18 protein-coding genes and 1 tRNA gene are annotated in these 19571 nt (G+C 65.8%); 4 read left to right on the top strand and 15 right to left on the bottom strand.

Annotated elements, in window-relative coordinates; translation table 11 throughout:
* The first annotated feature begins 118 nt into the window (after window positions 1–118).
* Entirely contained in the window at window positions 119–655 is a 537-nt protein-coding gene (locus P1L41_RS06065) for an SWIM zinc finger family protein (protein WP_276297967.1), read from the top strand.
* Window positions 656–862: 207 nt separating this feature from the next.
* The gene (locus tag P1L41_RS06060; RefSeq protein WP_276297966.1) at window positions 863–1549 is read left to right on the top strand and encodes an SHOCT domain-containing protein; all 687 of its coding nucleotides are present in this window, start codon (window positions 863–865) and stop codon (window positions 1547–1549) included.
* 265 nt (window positions 1550–1814) lie between these two features.
* Here the strand turns inward: P1L41_RS06060 and P1L41_RS06055 are convergent.
* The 6 genes from P1L41_RS06055 to P1L41_RS06030 form a co-directional block, all read right to left on the bottom strand.
* A tRNA-Ala gene (locus P1L41_RS06055) sits at window positions 1815–1886 on the bottom strand.
* 140 nt (window positions 1887–2026) lie between these two features.
* Entirely contained in the window at window positions 2027–2338 is a 312-nt protein-coding gene (gene rpsJ / locus P1L41_RS06050) for a 30S ribosomal protein S10 (RefSeq protein WP_276297965.1), read from the bottom strand.
* Window positions 2339–2341: 3 nt separating this feature from the next.
* On the bottom strand, window positions 2342–3607 hold the full coding sequence (gene tuf / locus P1L41_RS06045; RefSeq protein WP_276297964.1) for a translation elongation factor EF-1 subunit alpha: 1266 nt from the start codon (window positions 3605–3607) through the stop codon (window positions 2342–2344).
* A gap of 231 nt (window positions 3608–3838) precedes the next feature.
* Window positions 3839–4786 (bottom strand): homoserine dehydrogenase, encoded by a 948-nt coding sequence (locus P1L41_RS06040; RefSeq protein ID WP_276297963.1) that lies wholly within the window; start codon window positions 4784–4786, stop codon window positions 3839–3841.
* Window positions 4783–5316: an amino acid-binding protein gene (locus P1L41_RS06035; RefSeq protein ID WP_276297962.1), complete on the bottom strand. Its 534-nt coding sequence runs from the start codon at window positions 5314–5316 to the stop codon at window positions 4783–4785. The genes P1L41_RS06040 and P1L41_RS06035 overlap by 4 nt, the downstream gene beginning before the upstream one ends.
* Window positions 5317–5715: 399 nt before the next feature.
* Window positions 5716–7902 (bottom strand): elongation factor EF-2, encoded by a 2187-nt coding sequence (locus P1L41_RS06030; protein WP_276297961.1) that lies wholly within the window; start codon window positions 7900–7902, stop codon window positions 5716–5718.
* Between the two features lie 207 nt (window positions 7903–8109).
* On the opposite strand from P1L41_RS06030, the gene P1L41_RS06025 reads away from it, so the two are divergent.
* Window positions 8110–9063, top strand: a complete 954-nt coding sequence (locus tag P1L41_RS06025; RefSeq protein ID WP_276297960.1) for a hypothetical protein — start codon at window positions 8110–8112, stop codon at window positions 9061–9063.
* Between the two features lie 55 nt (window positions 9064–9118).
* Window positions 9119–9919, top strand: coding sequence for a DUF5781 family protein (locus P1L41_RS06020; RefSeq protein ID WP_276297959.1), 801 nt, complete (start codon window positions 9119–9121; stop codon window positions 9917–9919).
* Between the two features lie 16 nt (window positions 9920–9935).
* Here the strand turns inward: P1L41_RS06020 and P1L41_RS06015 are convergent, their stop codons facing one another.
* The 9 genes from P1L41_RS06015 to rpoB form a co-directional block, all read right to left on the bottom strand.
* Window positions 9936–10640, bottom strand: a complete 705-nt coding sequence (locus P1L41_RS06015; protein WP_276297958.1) for an energy-coupling factor transporter transmembrane component T family protein — start codon at window positions 10638–10640, stop codon at window positions 9936–9938.
* Window positions 10634–11338 (bottom strand): energy-coupling factor ABC transporter ATP-binding protein, encoded by a 705-nt coding sequence (locus P1L41_RS06010; protein WP_276297957.1) that lies wholly within the window; start codon window positions 11336–11338, stop codon window positions 10634–10636. Before P1L41_RS06010 ends, P1L41_RS06015 begins: the two co-directional genes overlap by 7 nt.
* Complete coding sequence (locus tag P1L41_RS06005) at window positions 11335–11919, bottom strand: biotin transporter BioY (RefSeq protein WP_276297956.1); 585 nt, start codon at window positions 11917–11919, stop codon at window positions 11335–11337. The genes P1L41_RS06010 and P1L41_RS06005 overlap by 4 nt, the downstream gene beginning before the upstream one ends.
* A 111-nt stretch (window positions 11920–12030) precedes the next feature.
* The gene (locus P1L41_RS06000; RefSeq protein WP_276297955.1) at window positions 12031–12645 is read right to left on the bottom strand and encodes a 30S ribosomal protein S7; all 615 of its coding nucleotides are present in this window, start codon (window positions 12643–12645) and stop codon (window positions 12031–12033) included.
* A 2-nt stretch (window positions 12646–12647) separates the two neighbouring features.
* Entirely contained in the window at window positions 12648–13076 is a 429-nt protein-coding gene (locus P1L41_RS05995) for a 30S ribosomal protein S12 (protein WP_276276341.1), read from the bottom strand.
* 142 nt (window positions 13077–13218) lie between these two features.
* A complete protein-coding gene (locus tag P1L41_RS05990; RefSeq protein ID WP_276297954.1) occupies window positions 13219–13644 on the bottom strand; it encodes a NusA-like transcription termination signal-binding factor in 426 nt (141 codons plus the stop codon).
* Window positions 13644–14834, bottom strand: coding sequence for a DNA-directed RNA polymerase subunit A'' (gene rpoA2 / locus P1L41_RS05985; protein WP_276297953.1), 1191 nt, complete (start codon window positions 14832–14834; stop codon window positions 13644–13646). The genes P1L41_RS05990 and rpoA2 overlap by 1 nt, the downstream gene beginning before the upstream one ends.
* Window positions 14835–14836: 2 nt before the next feature.
* Complete coding sequence (locus P1L41_RS05980; protein WP_276297952.1) at window positions 14837–17746, bottom strand: DNA-directed RNA polymerase subunit A'; 2910 nt, start codon at window positions 17744–17746, stop codon at window positions 14837–14839.
* On the bottom strand, window positions 17743–19569 hold the full coding sequence (gene rpoB, locus P1L41_RS05975; RefSeq protein ID WP_276297951.1) for a DNA-directed RNA polymerase subunit B: 1827 nt from the start codon (window positions 19567–19569) through the stop codon (window positions 17743–17745). Before rpoB ends, P1L41_RS05980 begins: the two co-directional genes overlap by 4 nt.
* Window positions 19570–19571: the final 2 nt, after the last annotated feature.

Below are 19571 nucleotides of genomic sequence, written 5' to 3'. Positions count from 1 at the left end.
TAATACACTTCCCTCTAAGGTAGTAATACGGAGGTCGCTCTCCCTCGGGGCGTAGTCGTTCGGAAAACGCCCGGTGCTGGAACACCGGACGAGTGGCCTTCTGTGGAGCAGAACGCCAATGCAAGATAGCACGACTACGGCTGATAAACGCATCGTTGAGGAACTAAACTACGGCTCGAAGACTGCGAAACGCGTTGGATGGGAAGCGTGGGAGTTCAGCGTAGAAGCGCCCCATCTCGTTCGGGTGACGAATGCGAGTTACGGGTGTGAGAAAGACGACCACTCGTACCTCGTTGGTGTCGAAGACCGCGACGGACTTCTCGTTCCTGCCGAATGTGAGTGTCCGGCTGACAAGTATAACGAGGAGTACGACTGCAAGCACAAGGTCGCGCTCGCTACAATCGGCGGCCCGGTCGTTCTGCAAACGGCTGTGGACTGTCCAACCCCCACCGTGGACGGCGAAGGAGCGGACTCCAAGACGCTTGTGGAGCGCTTGCGTGCTGACGGCGGTGTGATTGTCGAGGAACAACGCGAGGACGGCGCGGGCGTCATCGAAGCCGAACACGGGTGTCCGAACGGCGAGAAGTGGTGTTCGGGGCCGGGTGCTGATTCACTCCCCTGCTTTGCGTGCTTCCAGTCCACGGAGGGCGAATAATGGCGCTCCAATGTGACCCACCCCACCTCGGGGATATTGGTGACGGCGAGCCGGAAGCGGAACCCAACCCCGACCGGGTCTATGAGCGGGAGATTGGAAGAAAGGGGCGAGAGGTGAGGGAGGAAGACTAACTCAACCCGCCCCTCATCGCGTTAAAATATATGGAATAAATACATATACTTTGGTTGTAATTTGCCGATAGTGTCTGTGGGCGAGTCGGATAACGATGATTCAGAGGATGGGTATAGTGAAATGGAAAATGTCGCAGGAGTGGACTTAGAGAATGCGCGCCCTATCGGGATACTTGGGTTAATACTCACAGTCCCACTCACGTTTTATCTCTTGGTGTTTGGACTGATAGAATTGAATCTTGGATTGATTGCCTTTGCTGGGATTCCTGCAATCGGGATGGGGCTTTCATATATGTATAGTGTATCGGAAAAGCGCTGGATGGATTCGTGGATTATGACTGCAGGGGCAGACGCAGAGGAGTTAGAACACGCAGGCGAAGGCAGTACCACGGAAGATAACGTGAAATCTATCTGCCGAGAGTGCCGTACAGAAATCTCACCAAATGTGAAGCGGTGTCCAAACTGCGGATGGAAACCCAAGAAGCGCGGAGGGTTGTGGTGGGGAACAACGGCTGTGATGAGCCTCAATCCGATTGGGTGGGCTATGGGAGCGAAAGGTGCCTCCGACAATATCAAGGCATCAAAGGGAGTCTCAAAGGAGGTTCCAGCAAACGAGACGGATGGTACAGAGGAAGAAGTCGAAGTATCCTCTGAATCCGACCCTACAGATACGCTTGAACGACTGAACGAACTCCGAAACCAGGGTGCGATTACGGAGGCCGAATTTGAGAGGAAAAAGAAAGAACTGCTTGACCGAATCTGACTGACGCTAAGGTACTACCAGATTTGTTCTACCGCGCTGTTACGCGTCTCGGTTTCAAGATGGTGGTATATGATACTGGCTGAGTCGGACATTGAAAATCTTCATTCTGGAAAACCGCCACTCGGCGCACGGTGGACTCGGAGAAATCACGAAAACATAACCGGCAAGCCGTGCCTCGTGACGGAGCGAACACACGGCTCAACGGTGTATGGGTTTTATAAAGAATGACCGCCTTGGGGCGATTACCGAACGAGCGAAATTCGCATGGACTCGCCGGGATTTGAACCCGGGGCCTCTTCCTTGCGAAGGAAGCGATCTGCCACTGATCTACGAGCCCGCACCTGCCTCTCTAACGCGGGGTGGTAAAAACCCTGCGCGTGAGGGCGACCTTCGATAGCGATGCACACAGCGTGTGGAGTGTGTCCCGGCCTGCGATTCGGATGGAAGCCAGGTGCGACCGAGCGGTCGCGACCCGTCTCAGTCCTCGAGGACGATCTCGATGGAGACGTCGTTGGGAACCTGGATGCGCATCAGCTGGCGCAGCGCCCGTTCGTCGGCGTCGATGTCGATGAGGCGCTTGTGGACGCGCATCTCCCAGTGTTCCCACGTCGCGGTCCCCTCACCGTCGGGGGACTTGCGGGTGGGGACTTCCAGCGTCTTCGTGGGGAGCGGGACGGGGCCGGACAGTTCGACGCCCGTCTTGCTCGCGATCTCCCGCACGTCGGCGCAGATGTCGTCGAGGTCCTCGGGGCTGGTCCCCGCGAGCCGAACGCGTGCCTGCTGGGCCATGCGTTATCGCTCGTTGACGCTGAGGACCTTGCCGGCGGCGATGGTCTGACCCATGTCGCGGATGGCGAAGGAACCCAGCTCCGGAATCTCGCCGGACGGCTCGATGCTGAGCGGCTTCTGCGGGCGGATGGTGACGACCGCTGCGTCGCCGTTCTGGATGAAGTCCGGGTTCTCCTCGGCGACCTCGCCGGAGGACGGGTCGATCTTCTTGTCGATGGACTCGACGGTACACGCGACCTGTGCGGTGTGCGCGTGGAAGACCGGGGTGTAGCCCTCGGTGATGACCGACGGGTGCTGCATCACGACGATCTGGGCCTGGAACGTCTCGGCGACCGACGGCGGGTCGTCGGCGGGGCCACAGACGTCGCCGCGGCGGATGTCGTCCTTGCCGACGCCACGGACGTTGAACCCGACGTTGTCACCGGGCTCGGCCTTCGGGACTTCCTCGTGGTGCATCTCGACGGTCTTGACCTCACCAGCGACGTCGGACGGCTGGAAGCTGACGTTGTCGCCGGTGTTGAGGATGCCCGTCTCGACGCGGCCGACGGGGACCGTCCCGATGCCGGAGATTGTGTAGACGTCCTGGATCGGCAGGCGGAGCGGCGCGTCCGTCGGCGGCTCCGGAGCCGGCAGGTTGTTGAGTGCCTCGAGGAGGATCTCGCCGTCGTACCAACCGGTGTTGTCGGACGCTTCGGCGATGTTGTCGCCCTCGAAGGCCGAGATCGGGATGAACTCGGCGTCGTCGGTGTTGAAGCGGACCTGGTTGAGGAGCTCTTTGACCTCCTCGACGGTCTGCTTGTAGTCGGATTCGTTGTAGTCGACGAGGTCCATCTTGTTGACGGCGACGATGAGTTCGCCGATGCCCAGGGTGCGGGCCAGGAAGACGTGCTCCTGGGTCTGCGGCTGGACACCGTCGTCGGCGGCGACGACGAGGACGGCGTTGTCGGCCTGGCTCGCGCCCGTGATCATGTTCTTCACGAAGTCGCGGTGGCCGGGACAGTCGACGATGGTGAAGTCGTAGGTGTCCGTGGTGAACTCCTGGTGGGCGATGTCGATGGTGACACCGCGCTCTCGCTCTTCGGCGAGGTTGTCCATGACGTAGGCGAACTCGAAGCCGCCCTTGCCCTTCTCCTCGGCCTCTTCCTTGTGCTGTTCGATGACGTGCTCCGGTACCGATCCTGTCTCGTACAGGAGTCGGCCGACGAGCGTGCTCTTCCCGTGGTCGACGTGGCCGATGATGGCCAGGTTCTGGTGTTGTTCGTCGCTCATTGATTATCTCACGCGCAGGGGCGCTATGTGAGTGTCTTTACTTTGTAGTTCATAAAACGATTTCGATAGCGAGCAAGCGTCAGGCCCGCGCTTTCGTGCGATTTGCCACATAGTGTCATGGGGCCGGCGCGCACGGTCTCCCCGCGACGGCGACGGTGCCAGCCGGCTGACGGCTCGAAGCGCCACGGCTAGCCGGGGAACGACGACGGGAGAACAGCCGCAGGCGTATGACTACTCCAGTCGGCCGACGTCGGCGAGCACCGCACTCGCCGTCTCCGGACCGCCCGCACCCCGGCCCGAGATGTTGAGCCGGCCGGCGTGTTCGGTCTCTAACTGGACGATGTTGCGCGTGCCCGTGGGTGCGAGCGCCGCGTGTTCGTGGACGAGCCGCGGCCCGACACGCACGTCGCCCTCGGTGACTTCAGCGATGAGCCGGACCGTCTGGCCGTCTTCCTGGGCGAGTTCGAGCGCACTCCCCGAGATGTCCTGGATACCCTCGACGTCGGCGTCCGCGAGCGTATACTCCTCGCCGTCGTCGGCCAGGACGTTCGCGACGATGACGCCTTTCAGCGCGGCGTCGGTGCCATCGACGTCGAAGGTCGGGTCGGCCTCGGCGACGCCGAGGTCCTGGGCTTCGGCCAGCACGTGCTCGTAGCCCAGTCCCTCGGCGGACATCCGCGAGAGGATGAAGTTCGCCGTCCCGTTGAGGACGCCGCGAACCGCCGAGATGTGGTCGGGGTCGAAGTCGGCGATGGTCGAGAGGACCGGCATCGCGCCGCCGACGGTCGCCTCGAACAGGACCGTGCCCTCGCTGTCGGCCTCCAGTGCGCGGACCTCGGCGAACCGCTCTGCGACGGGGCCCTTGTTGGCCAGCACGACGTGGCGGTCGAGTTCCAGAGCGGTCTCGACGTGGCCGAAGCCGGGCTGGGCGTCGCCCAGCGTCGTCGGCGTCGCCTCGACGAGCACGTCGTAGTCGGCGGTCAGCGCGTCCTCGGGGCCGGCGTCGCCGACGATGCCGTCCCGCGCTTTCCGGTCGAGTGCGCCCTGCGGGTCGATGCCGTCGGTGTCGACGACGGCGCTCTGGGAGTCCGCGAAGGCGGTCACGGTGTGGCCGTAGTCCGCGGCGAGGTCGACGACCGACCCGCCGACGGCGCCGGCGCCCAGCACGGCGAGCCTCATGTGTCACCACCCACCGTGAGCGGCTCGATGAGACGCAGGTCCTTCTCCGTGGCCACCTCGCGGACCGCGGCCAGCGCCTCCTCGACGGCGCCCTCCTCGGTCGCCAGCCGGAGGCGTGCGCTGGAAGCGTCCTCGGTTCCCTCGGGGGCGGACAGCGAGAGGTCGGTGACGGTGGCGCTGGTCGACTCCTGGATGTGCGAGAGTGTATCCGAGAGGTCGGTGTCGACCAGGTGACCCGAGAGGACGATGGTGAGCGCCTCGCTGTAGCGCTCGGCGCCGGCCTGGATGACGTTGATGCCCGCATCGCGCAGAGCGTCGACGATGCCGTCGAACCGGTCGGGCGTCGCCTCCAGGTCGACCTCCACGGGGATGTGGCCACGCGGGGTGACGTTCCCCCGCTCGTGGAAGATAGAGAGGAGGTTCCCGCCGTTGTTGGCGATGGGCTCGAGCGCCCGCAGCAGTTCGCCCGGTTCGTCGACCAGTTCGAGCCGAACTGTGTACGCACGAACCTCTTCGGTCGAGTCGCTCATCGCCCGCTCACCTCCTGTGGAGTGAATCCGCTCATTGTCGGATACTCAGCAGAGGTGGCTATAAGAATCCCGTCCTTTCGGCCCGAGGGCTGCACGACGATGATGGGCGGGTCGGGGCGGTCGGCGGTCTGATGCACTCAAAACCGCCCCTGAGATAGCGACGACGGCGGCCCACCCCAAGCGCAGGGGAATTCACTGCAAGCAGACCGCGCCGAACGAAGTGAGGCGCGGTTTCACGGGACCGAGCGAAGCGAGGTCCCGCCTTTTCTCCAAGTTTTTGCAAGTCGAGCGGGACTTTCGGTCCCGCTGACTATGCGAACGGGCGCTGCACGCCCGTGAGCAGAGAGGTTCGAGCGCGCCGAAGGCGCGACTCGAACGCGACGCAGCAAAAAGTGGGTTCTAGAAGTAGTCGATGGCCTCGGGCAGTTCGAGCTTCATGCCCTTGCGCTCGCGGATCTCGGTGATCTTCTCCGGCTGGAGGTTGTCGGCCATGACCTGGAAACCGGCGTTCTCCGTGTTCCAGGAGGCACGACCCTCCGTCGCGGAGCGGATGTCCGAGGAGAAGCCGATCATCTCGTCGACGGGGGCGATGCCCTCGACGACCATCAGGTCGCCTTCCTGGTACATGTCGTCGACGCGGCCACGGCGACCCTGGATCTCACCGGACGCGGCGCCCATGTGGTCGTTGGGCACGTCGATGCGGACCTGCTGAATCGGCTCGAGCAGCTTGATACGCGCGTCGATGAGCGCGTTGTGGACCGCGTTCCGGACCGCGGGGATGACCTGGGCCGGACCGCGGTGGATGGCGTCCTCGTGGAGGCGGGCGTCGTGGAGACGCAGGAGCGAGCCCTGAACCGGCTCCTTCGCCAGCGGCCCCTCGTCGAGGGCTTCCTCGAGCCCCTCGATGACGAGTTCCATCGTCTCGTTGAGGTGCTGAATCCCCTTCGTGTCGTCGATGAGGATGTTGGTGCCGTGGATGTGCTCGACGTTCTGGGACGTGTCCTTGTCGAGGCCGGCCTCCTGCAGCGCCTCACGGCGCTCGAGTTCCGGCATGTCCATCGACGCTTCGCCCATCTTGATGGTCTCGACGATGTCCTCGGCGAGCGGGTGGACGGAGATGTAGAACCGGTTGTGGCGGTTCGGTGAGATGCCCTCGACCTCGCGGGACTCCTGCTGCGGGGCCTCGCGGTAGACGACGATGGGCTCACCGGTGTTGATGGGGATGCCCTGGTTGCGCTCGATACGCTGGCCGATGACCTCCAGGTGGAGCTCACCCTGGCCGGAGATGAGGTGCTCGCCGGTGTCCTCGTTGATCTCGACCTGGATGGTCGGGTCCTCCTTCGCGACCTGCTGGAGCGTCTTGATGAGCTTCGGCAGGTCGTCCATGTTCTGGGCCTCGACGGATTTCGTGATGACCGGCTCCGAGATGTGCTCGATGGACTCGAAGGGCGTCATCTCGACACTGGAGACGGTGGAGCCGGCGATGGCGTCTTTCAGACCGGTGACGGCGGCGATGTTCCCGGCGGGAACCTCTTCGACTTCCTCGCGCTCGCCGCCCATGTAGATGCCGACGCTCTGGATGCGGTTCTTGCCCGCGGTCCCGGAGACGTACAGTTCCTGGCCCTTCTCCAGCGTCCCGGAGAAGACACGCCCGGCGGCGATCTCGCCGGCGTGGGGGTCGATACCGATGTCGGTGACCATCAGGACGACCTCGCCGTCCTCGTCGACCAGGCGCATCTGCTCGGCGAGTTCGGAGGTGTCGTCGCCGCGCCAGATGCGCGGGATACGCATCGGTTGGGCGGCGTTGGGGTTCGGGAAGTGCTCACAGACCATGTCGAGCACGACGTTCGACAGCGGCGTCCGCTCGTGGAGTTCCTGGCGCTTGTCGGCGCGCTCCAGTTCCATGATGTCGCCGAAGTCCATCCCGGTGCGCTGCATCGAGGGCATCGAGACGCCCCACTTGTACAGCGCCGAACCGAAGCCGACGGTCCCCTCCTCGACGGAGACGGTCCAGTCGTCGATGTCGTCCATCTCCTCGGTCATGCCGCGGATGAGGTCGTTGACGTCGCTGATGACCGAGAGGAGCCGCTTTTGCATCTCTTCGGGCCCTTCCTGCAGTTCGGAGATGAGGCGGTCGACCTTGTTGATGAAGAGGGTCGGCTTGACGCCCTCGCGCAGCGCCTGGCGAAGCACCGTCTCGGTCTGGGGCATCGCGCCCTCGACGGCGTCGACGACGACGAGCGCACCGTCGACGGCACGCATCGCACGGGTCACGTCGCCACCGAAGTCGACGTGGCCAGGCGTGTCGATGAGGTTGATGAGGTGGTTGGTGTCCTCGTACTCGTGGGTCATCGAGACGTTGGCCGCGTCGATGGTGATGCCACGTTCCTGCTCGTCTTCCTCCGTGTCCATGGCGAGCTGCTGGCCGGCCGTGTCGTCGGAGATCATGCCCGCACCGGCGAGCAGGTTGTCTGTCAGCGTCGTCTTCCCGTGGTCGACGTGAGCCGCGATGGCGATGTTCCGGATGTTCTCCGGGTCGTGCATCAGGGACTCACATTCCTGAACGATTTTCTTGCGTCGGCCCATTATACAGAAGCGTATCAACAGGAGGGTCAAAAGGATAGTGTTTCCGCCTGAGCGTGTCAGAGACACCCGAACGCGGAAGCCCGGCGGGGAGCGACCCTGTCGAGCGGCCTGTCGGTGTTTCGGCGGACGTATGTGAGCGGCCCACAGGCCGCGGGCGAATCGAGGGAGGCCAAGAGTTACCAGGGTAGCAGTATCAAACCGGAGGCAATGGTTGCGCTGGTCGATATCTTCGTGGCCGTCTTCGTCCTCGTCTTCCTCGTCCCGGTTCTCGCAATGCTCGCGGTGCTGTGGTACTACTTCCGGCTGGGGCGGTCGCTCACGCACGTCGGCCGTCGCCTGGGAGTCAGGTGGTGGGACGCCGCCGGACCGGTGATCGCCGGGACCGGGCTCCTCGCACTGGTCGCGCTCCCGGGTGACGTGCCCGCCGAAGGCGAGCCCGGGTCGCTCCCCTTCGCGGTCGGGTTCGGATTGGTCGTCGTCGGCACGGTCGGCGCGGCCGTCGCCATCGGAAATCTCGACGAGTACCGGCAGGTCAGGCGCGGAACCGACGCGATGGCCGGGCTCGACGAGGGGCCGACGATCGTCTCCGGGACGGGCGAGGTGGACGAGGACGCCGTGACCGCGCCGCTGTCGGGCGAGCAGTCGCTGTGGTACTCGCTCAGAGTCACCGAAGATCGGGGCATCGCACACCGGACGGCCCCCGCTGAGTGTCATTACGAGCGGACAGACGCGCGCTTCGTCGTCGACGACGGAAGCGGAGCCGTCGTAGTCGACCCCTCCGGCGGGTCAGTCCGGCTCTGGGGGCGACCGCTCATGGGTGGCGAAGACGTCCGAGTACGAGGAGGGACAGGGAGCACCGACGCACCCGACCTGGCGGCCGTCCGCGAGCAGGCGGGACTCGACGCCGACCCCGACCAGGCGTTCGTCGAGCACCGACTCGAACCGGAGTGTGCGGTGACGGTACTGGGGACGGTCACCCGCGACCCCGAGACGCGGTATCCGCTGGTGAGCGACGGAGAGCGACGGCTCGTCGTGTTCGAGGGCGAGGCCGAGGCAGTCAGGCGGCGACTCCGGCGCTGGGTCCGGGCCGGTGCGGTCATCGGCGTCGTGGGGTTCGCCGTCGGAGCGGCCGTGGTGCTCTCGGTCGGGGGCGTGGTGTAGTTCGGCCGCCGACCCCGCAAGAACCATACAGCCTCGGCCCGTGTGAACAATATACATGGACGTTCACGTGCGGGGCGGCCCGGCCGAACCGTTTCTCGGAGCGCGCGACCTCTTCTCGACGGAGTACGACCTCGACCGTCCGGTGACAGTCCGCGTGCGCACGGACCCGGACGAGCGCACGCGCGTCAGCCACGACGAGGAGAGTCACCTCCTCATCATCTCCCGGCAGGCCGCGACGAGCGCGCTGGCCCGCGAGCTCGCGCTGCACGAGTACGCCCACATGCACCACTACGAGCGGGGTCACCCCTCACACACCCAGTCGACGGAGGAGGCTATCTTCCTCGCGATAGCGGGCCGGTCGGTCGAGCGCCGGAAGCTCGTCCACTGCTACCAGATCGCGAACCACATGAAAGACGTCTACGCGGACGACGTCTGGATGCAGATGGTGCCGGGCGACAAGGTGGTCGACTTCCTCGAGGCGAGTCTCGCGGCGGCCGTCGCCGACCGCCCGGTCGACCCGCCGGCGTGGGACGGCGTGGGGACGCGGGTGGCACCGCGGGACGGCACGCCCGAACCGTCGAGCCGTCGCACGCCGGCCGCCGACCCGGACATCACGGCGGTCAACGCCGCGTTCGCGCTGGCGCTCTGTGAGCGACACGACCTGCTCGAGTCGGACCATCGGCTGTACGACCTCGCGCACGCGGCCGCGTCGGACGCTCCGGACCTCGATTTCGGCGCGTTCAAGCGCCAGTTCGCGGCGTTGTCACCGGACCCCGACGAGTCCGAGTTCCGCAAGGCCCTGGTCGACGCGACGAAGGCCTACCTCACGAGCGGGTCGAGCCAGGCGGCCGACTGAGTCACGCGAGCGGTGGTCACAACAGCGGCGACAGCGTCAGCGCGAGCCCCAGTGCCAGGACCGGGTAGTCACGCCCCTCGAATGCCAGCGCCGGGAGCGTCGGGTTCCAGGCGAAACACCGGGCCCGGAGCGCGACCCCCAGGCGGTCCGAGCGGGCGAGCGTCCGGTCCAGCGACCGGACGACCAGTACCCGAGCCCGCTCCCACGGCGACCGCCGCTCCCCGCCGCGGGCCCGAATCGCGTCCCGCACTTCCCGGACGTCGCTGAGTACGAGGGGGAAGAGTCGCACGACCAGCGCCATCCCGACGCCGAGCAACTGACCGGGCTTGCCGGGGACGACTCGCTGGACGGCGGCCCGGGTCTCACGGACCGACGTCGTCCGGAGGTAAGCGGCGCTCACGAAGAGGATGGGAACCACCCGCGCGACGGCGCGAAGCGAGTCGAGCGCCGGGTCGACCCGAAACCAGGGTGGACCGAGGGCCACGCCGGCCAGCAGCGGGGCGACGGCCAGCACTGCGAAGACGACCCAGTACGCCCGGAACACGGTGAGCGGGGAGAGCCGTGCGGCCGCCAGCGCGGCCAAGCCGAGCAGCGTCGCGCCGACGAGCCACGGGACAGTCGGGTGCGCGACGACGGCGATGGCCAGGCCGAACTGCACGAGGAGTTTCCCCCGCGGGTCGAGGCGGTGGAGCGCCGTCGCCCCCGACTGGTAGGTCAGCATCGCGGGTCCCGGACGCCGAGGGGTTCGACGCGGTCCAGTGCCGCCGCGGGCGCGTCGTCGAGGACGACCTGCCCGCCGTCGAGTCCCACGATCCGGTCGGCCCGCTCGTGGAGGTCGCGCAGGTCGTGGGTCACGACCAGCAGACCAGTGCCCGCGTCGTTGAGTGCCGAGAGGTGTTCGAGCACGGACTCGCGGGCCGGCCAGTCGAGGCCGACGAGCGGTTCGTCCAGCACGAGGTAGTCGGGCTCCATCGCCAGCGCCCCGGCGATGGCCGCCCGCGCCTGCTCGCCGCCCGACAGCGAGTCCAGCCGGGCGTCGACCCGGTCGGCCAGTCCCACGGCCGACAGCGCGTCGTCGACCCGGCGGTCGATTTCGTCCCGCTCGAGCCCGAGGTTCTCCGGCCCGAACGCCACGTCGGCCCCGACGGTGGCGGCGACGAACTGGTCGCGTGGGTGCTGGAACACCATCCCGACCGTGGTCCGGGCGACCACCGGGGACTCGCTCACGTCGACGCCGTCGACGGTGACGGTCCCTGCCTCGGGCGTCAACAGCGCGTTCAGGTGCCGGACGAGCGTCGTCTTCCCGCTCCCGTTGGGGCCGACCAGCAGGCAGAACTCCCCGTCGGGAACCGACAGCGAGAGCCCGTCGAGGACGCGGGTATCGTCGTAGCGGAAGGTGACGTCCTCGAGCGTTATCATCGCGTCGCGAGGTAGCCACCCTCGACGATGGCGACGGCGATGCCGAGCTTCACCACGTCGAAGGGGACGTACGGGAGCATCACGGTGGCCGCCCGGACGAGCGGGAGGCCGGTGACGGCCGAGAGCCACGGGACGCCGATGGCGTAGACGACGACGAGCGCGGCGGCGAGACCCACCACCTGGACGAGCACCGACACCGTCGAGAGGTCACGCGGGTCGATGTCACGGTGGACGATAGCGCCGGCGACGACCGCGCCGGCGAGGAAGCCCACGAGGAAGCCACCGGTGCCCTGGCCCACGAGGACGTAGCCGAGGCCGGCGTTCCCGTTGGAGAACACCGGGACACCGGCGACGCCGACCAGGATGTACAGCGCCAGTGCCAGCCCGCCCCACAGCGGGCCGAGCAGCAGGCCGGCGAAGAACATCCCGAACGGCTGGAGCGAAAAGGGCGGGAGCGACCCCGGCAGCGGAATCGAGATCTGCGAGAGCGCCGCCGTCAGCGCCGCCACGAGCACCGCCATCGTGAAGTGCTTGACCGTCTCGTCACCGACCAGCTCGACCGAGCTGTACTCCTGTGACATGGACGAACGTCTATCGTCAACCCCAATATAATCGTGGGTTAACGGCAGGGCCGACCGACTCTCGGCGTCGTCACTGGGCAGCGAGTGAAGACGAAAAGACAGTCCCGCAGATTATCGAGCGGCCGCCGCGACGCGCTCTTTCTCCTCTTTCTGGTTGACCGCGTAGGTCTGGACGTCGGCGTTCGCCGCGCCGATGAGCTGCTGGGCGAGGGCCTCCTCGGCGCTGGTGGTCGTCTTGAACGAGCTGCCGTAGACGCCCTCGGCGAGGAACTTCAGGGCCTGGTCGACGCGGCGCTGGGGCGCGACGTCGACGGCCTTCGGGACGCTGATGCCCCCGTACTTCAGGCGGACGGTCTCCTCCCGGGGCGCGCTGTTCTCGACGGCGCGGACGAGCACCTGGATCGGGTTCTCGTCGGTGCGGTCGTGGACGATGTCGAAGGCGTCGGTGACGATAGACGTCGCCAGCTGCTTCTTGCCCGTGTTCTCGTCGGTCTGCATCAGGCGGTTGATGAGCCGCTCGACGACGCTGATGTCGGACTTCTTGAACTGCTTCTCGGCGTGGCGCCCCATCGTGTGGGCGATGGGCGTGACGTTGATGTAGCGCTCGGTGGAGGGGTCCGTGTACTCGATGTCGGAGATGTCCCACTCGCCAAAGAGCTTGGCGCGGGTGGTCTCTTCCTCGACGTCTTCGGGCTCCTCGCCTTCGGGTGTGTCTTCGGCACTCATGGTTATCGGACCGGTTTCTCCGCGTTCCCGCGAACGAGCTCGATCATGGAGACGCCGTTGACCTTCTCGACCTTGTAGTTGACACCGGAGAGGTCCCCCATCGCACGACCCTTCGCCCCACCGATACCGGCGATGGTGACCTCGTCGTGCTCGTCGATGAAGGAGATGGCACCGTCACCGGGACAGAACGCGGTGACCTGCTTCCCGTTCTTGATGAGCTGAACGCGGACGCACTTCCGGATGGCGGAGTTGGGCTGCTTGGCCTCGATGCCCACTTTCTCCAGTACGATGCCTCGGCCCTGGGGCGCGCCCTCGAGCGGGTCGGACTTCTTGCCCAGGCCTCGCTCGCGGCGCGCGTAGTCGGAGTCGGACCACCGGTGCTTCTGGCGGTCCTTCTTGAGTTTGCGCGCGGCGTATTTGCCGTTCGTCATAGTACGCGTTCGTAGCCTGCCGAGATACTTAAGACTCCTCTTTTGTTTCCGGGCGAGAGCAGGCGTGTGTGGCGTTCTGTCCCACAATCGTGTCCCACAGCCATCGCTCTCGGTGTAGCGAACGACCGGAGAGCGCCCGGTCTCAGGTGAGTTCGATGCCGTCGATGTCGAAGTGGCGCTTCGCCAGGTCCCGTGCGGCGTCGATGTTGCGGCCGTCGCGGCCGATGGCGGCCCCGCGGTCCTCCTGGGCCACCTCGACGTAGGCGACGGTGTCGTCGTTCTCGGAGATGGTGACGTTGTACACCGCCGCCGGGGCCAGCGCGTTGGCGACGAAGTCCGCCGCCGTCTCGGCCCCCTCGACGAGTTTCACGTCGCGGCCGAGCTGCTCTTCGACGCGCTGGACGGTCTGGCCACCGGGGCCGATTGCGTCGGCCATGTCACCACGTTTGACGAGATAGACCACCTGGTCGTGGTCCTCGTCGACCACGCAGTCCCGGACGGTGATGGACGCCTCGTTCTCGAAGAGGGCGACCAGTTGTCGGGCCTCGTCCGAGAGCTCGACCCGCATCAGTCGGCGTTACGACTGACGCCCATCCGGAGGTCGACGTCTCCGGTGCCGAGCTTGATGGGTTTGCCGACGATGACGTTCTCCGTGACGCCGTCGAGCTGGTCGACCTCGCCGTGGATGGCGGCGTCAAGCAGGTGGTTGACCGTCACCTCGAACGCGGCGCGGGCGAGCACCGAGTCCTTCGACCCGGAGATACCGTGGCGACCGATGGACTCGATGGTCCCCTCGTTGGTCATGATGTCCGCGACCAGCATCAGGTGGCGGACGTTCACGTCGTCCAGCCCCTGCTCTTCGAGGGTGTTCATCGTCTCGTTGATCAGCGTTTCGCGGGCGGCCTCGACGCCCAGTTCGCGGTAGATCTCGTGGATGTTGTTACACGTGGTCCGCGAGGCGTCGACGCCCTCGATACCGAGGACGTCGCCGAAGTCCGACCCCTCGGTGTAGAGGACAAACTCCTCGCCGTCCTCGAGGTCTTCCTTGCGGATGACGACGCGGGAGACCTCCTCGATGCCCTTGAAGATGATGTCGCGCAGCTCCTCGACCAGCTGCAGCAGGTCGCGGTAGCTGGGCTCCTCGGGGCCGAACTCGATGACGGTTCCGACCTGGCGGGCCTCGACGCCGAGGTTCGACTCGATGGTCTCGGCGATCTCCTCGGCGATGGCGTCGACGTCGTCGACGGTCGGCCACCGCTCGAGCAGGGTGTCGTCGTTGAGGTCGATCTCGACGAGCATGTCCGCGACGTTCGTCGAGATGTCACCCAGCGCGAGGATGCGGGTGGCCTCGATCTTCCAGACGACCTCGTGGGCCTTCTCGCGGTCGGTCGCGTACTCGTCGTCGAGGTGGACGGTCATCATCGGCGTGTCCGGCGTCTTCCGGGCGTCGACGAGCTCGATGAGGCGCGGGAGCCCCTGGGTGACGTCGATCTCCGCCACGCCGGCGTAGTGGAACGTGTTCATCGTCATCTGCGTGCCCGGCTCCCCGATGGACTGGGCCGAGACGGTCCCGACCGGGTCCAGCGGGTCGACCCGCGTCTCCATGTAGCGCGACTCGACGGCCTGTGCGATGCGGTCGGCGTCCTCGACGCCGAGGTCGCGGTCTTCGATGGTGCTGTACACCTCGTCTTTCAGCCGTCGCGGGAGCTCCGTGTCCTCGACGACCGCTTCGATGTCTGCGGAGACGTTTGCTGTCATTGTTAGTCGTCACCCTCGGCCATCCACCAGTCGTCGGCCTGTTCCGAGAGGTTGGTGTGTTCGGTCCGCTGTCCCAGGAACGACTCCTTCTCGCGCTCGGAGCCGAACTCCTCGTTGAGGACGCTGTCGGCGATCTGCTCGACGTCGACGGCGGCCTCGTCCTGGCTGGAAGAGACGTTGACCGGCGAGGTGCCGTCCTCGCCGAACTCGAACTGGACGATGGTGTCCGAGGTGTCCCGGACGGTACCGTCGTACTGCGTCTCCAGTTCGGACAGGGCGTTGATGAGCCGGCGCTGGAGGTAGCCGGACTTCGACGTCCGGACTGCCGTGTCGACCAGGCCCTCGCGGCCACCCATCGCGTGGAAGAAGAACTCCTTGGGCGAGAGCCCCGAGCGATAGGAGGCCTCGACGAAGCCGTGGGCGTCCGCCGAGAGGTCGCCCTCCTCGAAGTGCGAGAGGGTTCGGCCCTCGTAGCCACGGTTGATGCGCTCGCCACGGACCGCCTGCTGGCCGACACAGCCGGCCATCTGGGTCAGGTTCAGCATCGACCCACGCGCGCCGGACTCGGCCATGACCACGGCCGGGTTGTCGTCGTCGAAGTGGTCTTCGGCGATGTCACCGGCGGAGTCACGCGCCTTGCCCAGCGTCTGCATTATCTTCATCTCCAGCGTCTCGTCGACGGTTCGACCGGGCAGGGACTCGAGGTCGCCCTGCTCGTAGGTCTCGATGAGCTCCTCGACGCGGTCGTACGCGGAGTCGATGGCGTCGTTGATCTGCTCTTCGGCCGCTCGCGGGATGGACTCGTCGTCGATTCCGATGGAGAACCCGAAGTGCATGATGGAGCGCATCGCCAGCGCCGATACCTCGTTGACGAGGATGCGGGCGCGGGTCCGCGAGTACTCCTTGGCGATGGTGTCGACGACCTCGCCGCCGAACGCGCCGACGGCGTCCTCGTCGATGGTGCCATCGTGCATCTGGCCGTCCTCGATGAGGACGGTGTCGCCGGCTGATGACATGAACTCGAGGTTCAGGTCGTCGGGCAGCAGTTCGGAGAACAGCGACCGTCCGGTCCAGTAGGCGTCGCCGTTCTCGTCTTCGCCGTCGGGGTCGGGCAGTTCGTCGATGCGCGTCGCCCGAAGCAGGTCCAGGGCCTGCGTCTCGTTGAACTGCGGGTTGGTGTGGGTCAACAGGTACGTCCCGCTGATGTGGTCCTGGATGGCGCCGATGATGTTCTCGCCGAAGCGCGGCGAGAGCATCTGTTCCTGCACGCGCATGAGGACGCGCGCTTCGGCCCGTGCCTCCTCGTTTTGCAGCGCGTGCATGTTCATCTCGTCGCCGTCGAAGTCGGCGTTGTACGGCGGGCAGACGACGGTGTTGAGCCGGAACGTCTTGTACGGCATCACGACGACCTCGTGAGCCATGATGGACATCCGGTGCAGCGAGGGCTGCCGGTTGAAGATGATGATGTCGCCGTCCACGAGATGTCGGGAGACCTCCCAGCCGGGTTCGACCTTCTCGGCCAGTTCCTCGCAGTTCTTCTCGGTCACCTTCAGGCGGCGGCCGTCCGGTCGTCGGACGTAGTTCGCGCCGGGGTGGCCTTCGGGCCCGTTGGCGACGTAGCGCCGGGCCTTCTCGAGATTGCGCTCGTTGGCGTTCATCGTCTGGGTCATCTCACGCGCGACGCGCTCGGGGACACCGACCTCGTTCAGGCTGAGCGTCGGGTCCGGCGAGATGACGGTTCGCGCCGAGAAGTTGACGCGCTTCCCGGACAGCGAGCCACGGAATCGCCCCTCCTTGCCCTTGAGGCGCTGGGAGAGGGTCTTCAGCGGGCGACCGGAGCGGTGTCGCGCCGGCGGCGTGCCCGAGATCTCGTTGTCCATGAACGTCGTGACGTGGTACTGCAACAGTTCCCAGAGGTCCTCGATGATGAGCTGGGGCGCACCGGCCTCGCGGTTCTCCATGAACCGCTGGTTGATGCGGATGATGTCCACGAGCTTGTGGGTCAGGTCGTCCTCGGAGCGCTGGCCGTTGTCCAGCGTGATGGAGGGACGGGCGGTGACCGGCGGCACCGGCAGCACGGTGAGAATCATCCACTCGGGTCGCGAGCGGTCGGGGTTCATGCCCAGAACCTCGATGTCCTCGTCCGGGATGTCCTCGAACCAGTCGCGGATGTCCGAGGGCATCAGCTTGTTGTGGTCCTCCTCGGTCAGGTCGACGTTCAGCGCCTTCTCTAAGGCGCGGCGGTCCTCCTTCCGGGGGCGGAACTCGCCGCTGAGGATCTCCTGGACGCGGCTCTGGTCGATGCCGGTCTCTTCGGCGAGGTCGACGGGCGAGATTGGGTCGTCGGCCTCCTCCATCGCGGCGGCGATGAGCGAGGGGTACTCCGAGGAGAGGACGTCCTGGACCTCGTAGTACGTGGTCGGCTTCTCGTGTTTGATGTCGTACTGCTTCTCCCCACAGAACGGACAGCGGTCCTTCTTGCGGGCCTGCCGGATGGCGGCCTTCGTGACGTCGTTCAGGTCGCGGCCCAGGTCGCGGGTCCGCTGGAGCTGACCGGCGAACTCCTCGCGTTCGGCTTCGTCGAGACAGAGCCGCGAGCACTCGCGACAGGTCCCGCGCAGCAGCCGTCGGATGAGCTTCGAGAACCCGACGTGGATGACCGGCGCGGCCAGTTCGATGTGGCCGAAGTGGCCGTTACACGACCCGCTGTGTTTCCCGCAGGTCTTGCACTCCAGGCCGGGGTCGATGACGCCCAGGCGCGGGTCCATCAGGCCCATGTCGATGGGGAAGCCGTCGTCGTCGTAGGTGTCGGCGGTGATGACCTTCGTCGCCGACATGTCGCGGTACTCCTCGGGGTTCATCAGCCCGAAGCTGATCTGGCCGATCTCTTTCGGTGTCTGTTGGGAACTCATACTGCGTCCTCCAGTTCGATCCGCGGGGCGATTCCGAGCGCCTTCATCTCGTCTAAGAGGAGCTTGAACGCGTAGGACATCTCGACCTCGTGGATGTCGGTCTCCTCCTCACAGTTCGGACAGTAGACGCGCCGTTGCTCGACGTTCTCGACGGCGGTCATGCCACACTGGCCACAGACGTTGATGAACTCCCGGTCAGACTCGTCGAGGAGTCGTTCCTTGAGTGCCATCGCCGCCCCGTGGCCGATGAGCACGTCCCGTTCCATCTCACCCACGCGCAGGCCACCTTCGCGGGCTCGCCCTTCGGTGGGCTGGCGGGTGAGCACCTGCACCGGCCCGCGCGAACGGGCGTGCAGCTTGTTCGAGACCATGTGGTAGAGTTTCTGGTAGAAGATGTCGCCGACGAAGATGTCGGCTTCAATCTTCTCGCCGGTGACCCCGGAGTACATCGTCTCCTTGCCACTGGAGTCGAAGCCGTGCTCCTCCAGGGAGCCACGGAGTCGCTCCTCGTCCTCGCCGGTAAAGGCGGTGCCGTCGACGCGCCGACCTTCCAGCGCACCGACCTTCCCGCCGATCATCTCTAAGATGTGGCCGACGGTCATCCGCGACGGCAGCGCGTGCGGGTTGATGACCAGGTCCGGGACGACGCCCTCCTCGGTGAAGGGCATGTCCTCCTGGGGGGCGATGTGGCCGACGACGCCCTTCTGGCCGTGCCGGCTGGCGAACTTGTCGCCGAGCTCTGGGATTCGCTCGTCACGCACGGAGACCTTCGAGAGTTTCGAGCCGTCCTCACCCTCCATCAGCGTGACCGTGTCCACGACGCCGGATTCGCCCGAGCGCATCGTGACGCTGGTTTCACGTCGTTTCTGGGGCGAGAGGCCGCCCATGTCGTCCGGTTCCTCGAGGAACCGGGGCGGGCTGGTCTTCCCGAGCAGGACGGCGTTCTCGCCGACCTTCGTCTCGGGGTTCACGAGGCCGTCGTCGTCGAGGTGCGTGTAGGCGTCCTCGCCGCGGGCGCCCCGGACCTCGTCGTCCGGAATCTCGAAGCGGTCCTCCTGCCCACCGGGGTAGCGCCGTTCCTCGCCCTCGTAGGTCCGGAAGAAATGGGAGCGGGCGAGCGCGCGGTCGACCGACCCCTGGTTCATCACTAAAGCGTCTTCGATGTTGAACCCCTCGTAGGACATGACGGCGACGACGAAGTTCTGGGCCGCCGGGCGGTCGTCGTAGCCGATCTGCTCGGTGGTCTGGGTCTTGACCATCGAGAGCTGCGGGTAGTGCAGCAGGTGCTGGCGGGTGTCCGGGCGGATGCGGTAGTTCGCGCTCGGGAGCCCCAGCGACTGCTTGATCATCCCCGACCCCATCGTAATCCGGGGCGAGGCGTTGTGTTCGGGGTACGGAATCATCCCCGCGCCGATACCGAACATCAGCTGCGGATCGACCTCGAGGTGGGTGTGGTTCTCGGTGAGTTCCGTCTCGTCGACGCCGACGAGGATGTCCTCCTCTTCTTCGGCGTCGATGAACTCGACGAGACCCCGCTCGACGAGTTCGTCGAACCCGAGGTCGCCGTCCTTGACGGCCTCGATCTCCTCGTCCGTGATGAGTGGGTCGCCGTCCTCGACGACCAGGAGCGGGCGGCGGGCCCGGCCGGCGTCGGCGTTGATGATGACCTCGTCGGTGCGGTCCTTGACCGACACGTTGACCATCTGGGAGACGTCTCCCCGTCGTCGCGCCTGTCGGACCTGTTGTGCGAGCTGTTCGGGGTCGGGGTGTGTTCCGACCAGACTACCGTTTACGTAAACTTTGGCTTCGCGTCCCTGGCTCATGG

The sequence above is a fragment of the Haloarcula ordinaria genome, assembly GCF_029338275.1.
Lineage (GTDB): Archaea > Halobacteriota > Halobacteria > Halobacteriales > Haloarculaceae > Haloarcula > Haloarcula ordinaria.
Note: the sequence above shows the minus strand (reverse complement) of the source record. Positions and strands in the feature narration are given on the sequence as shown.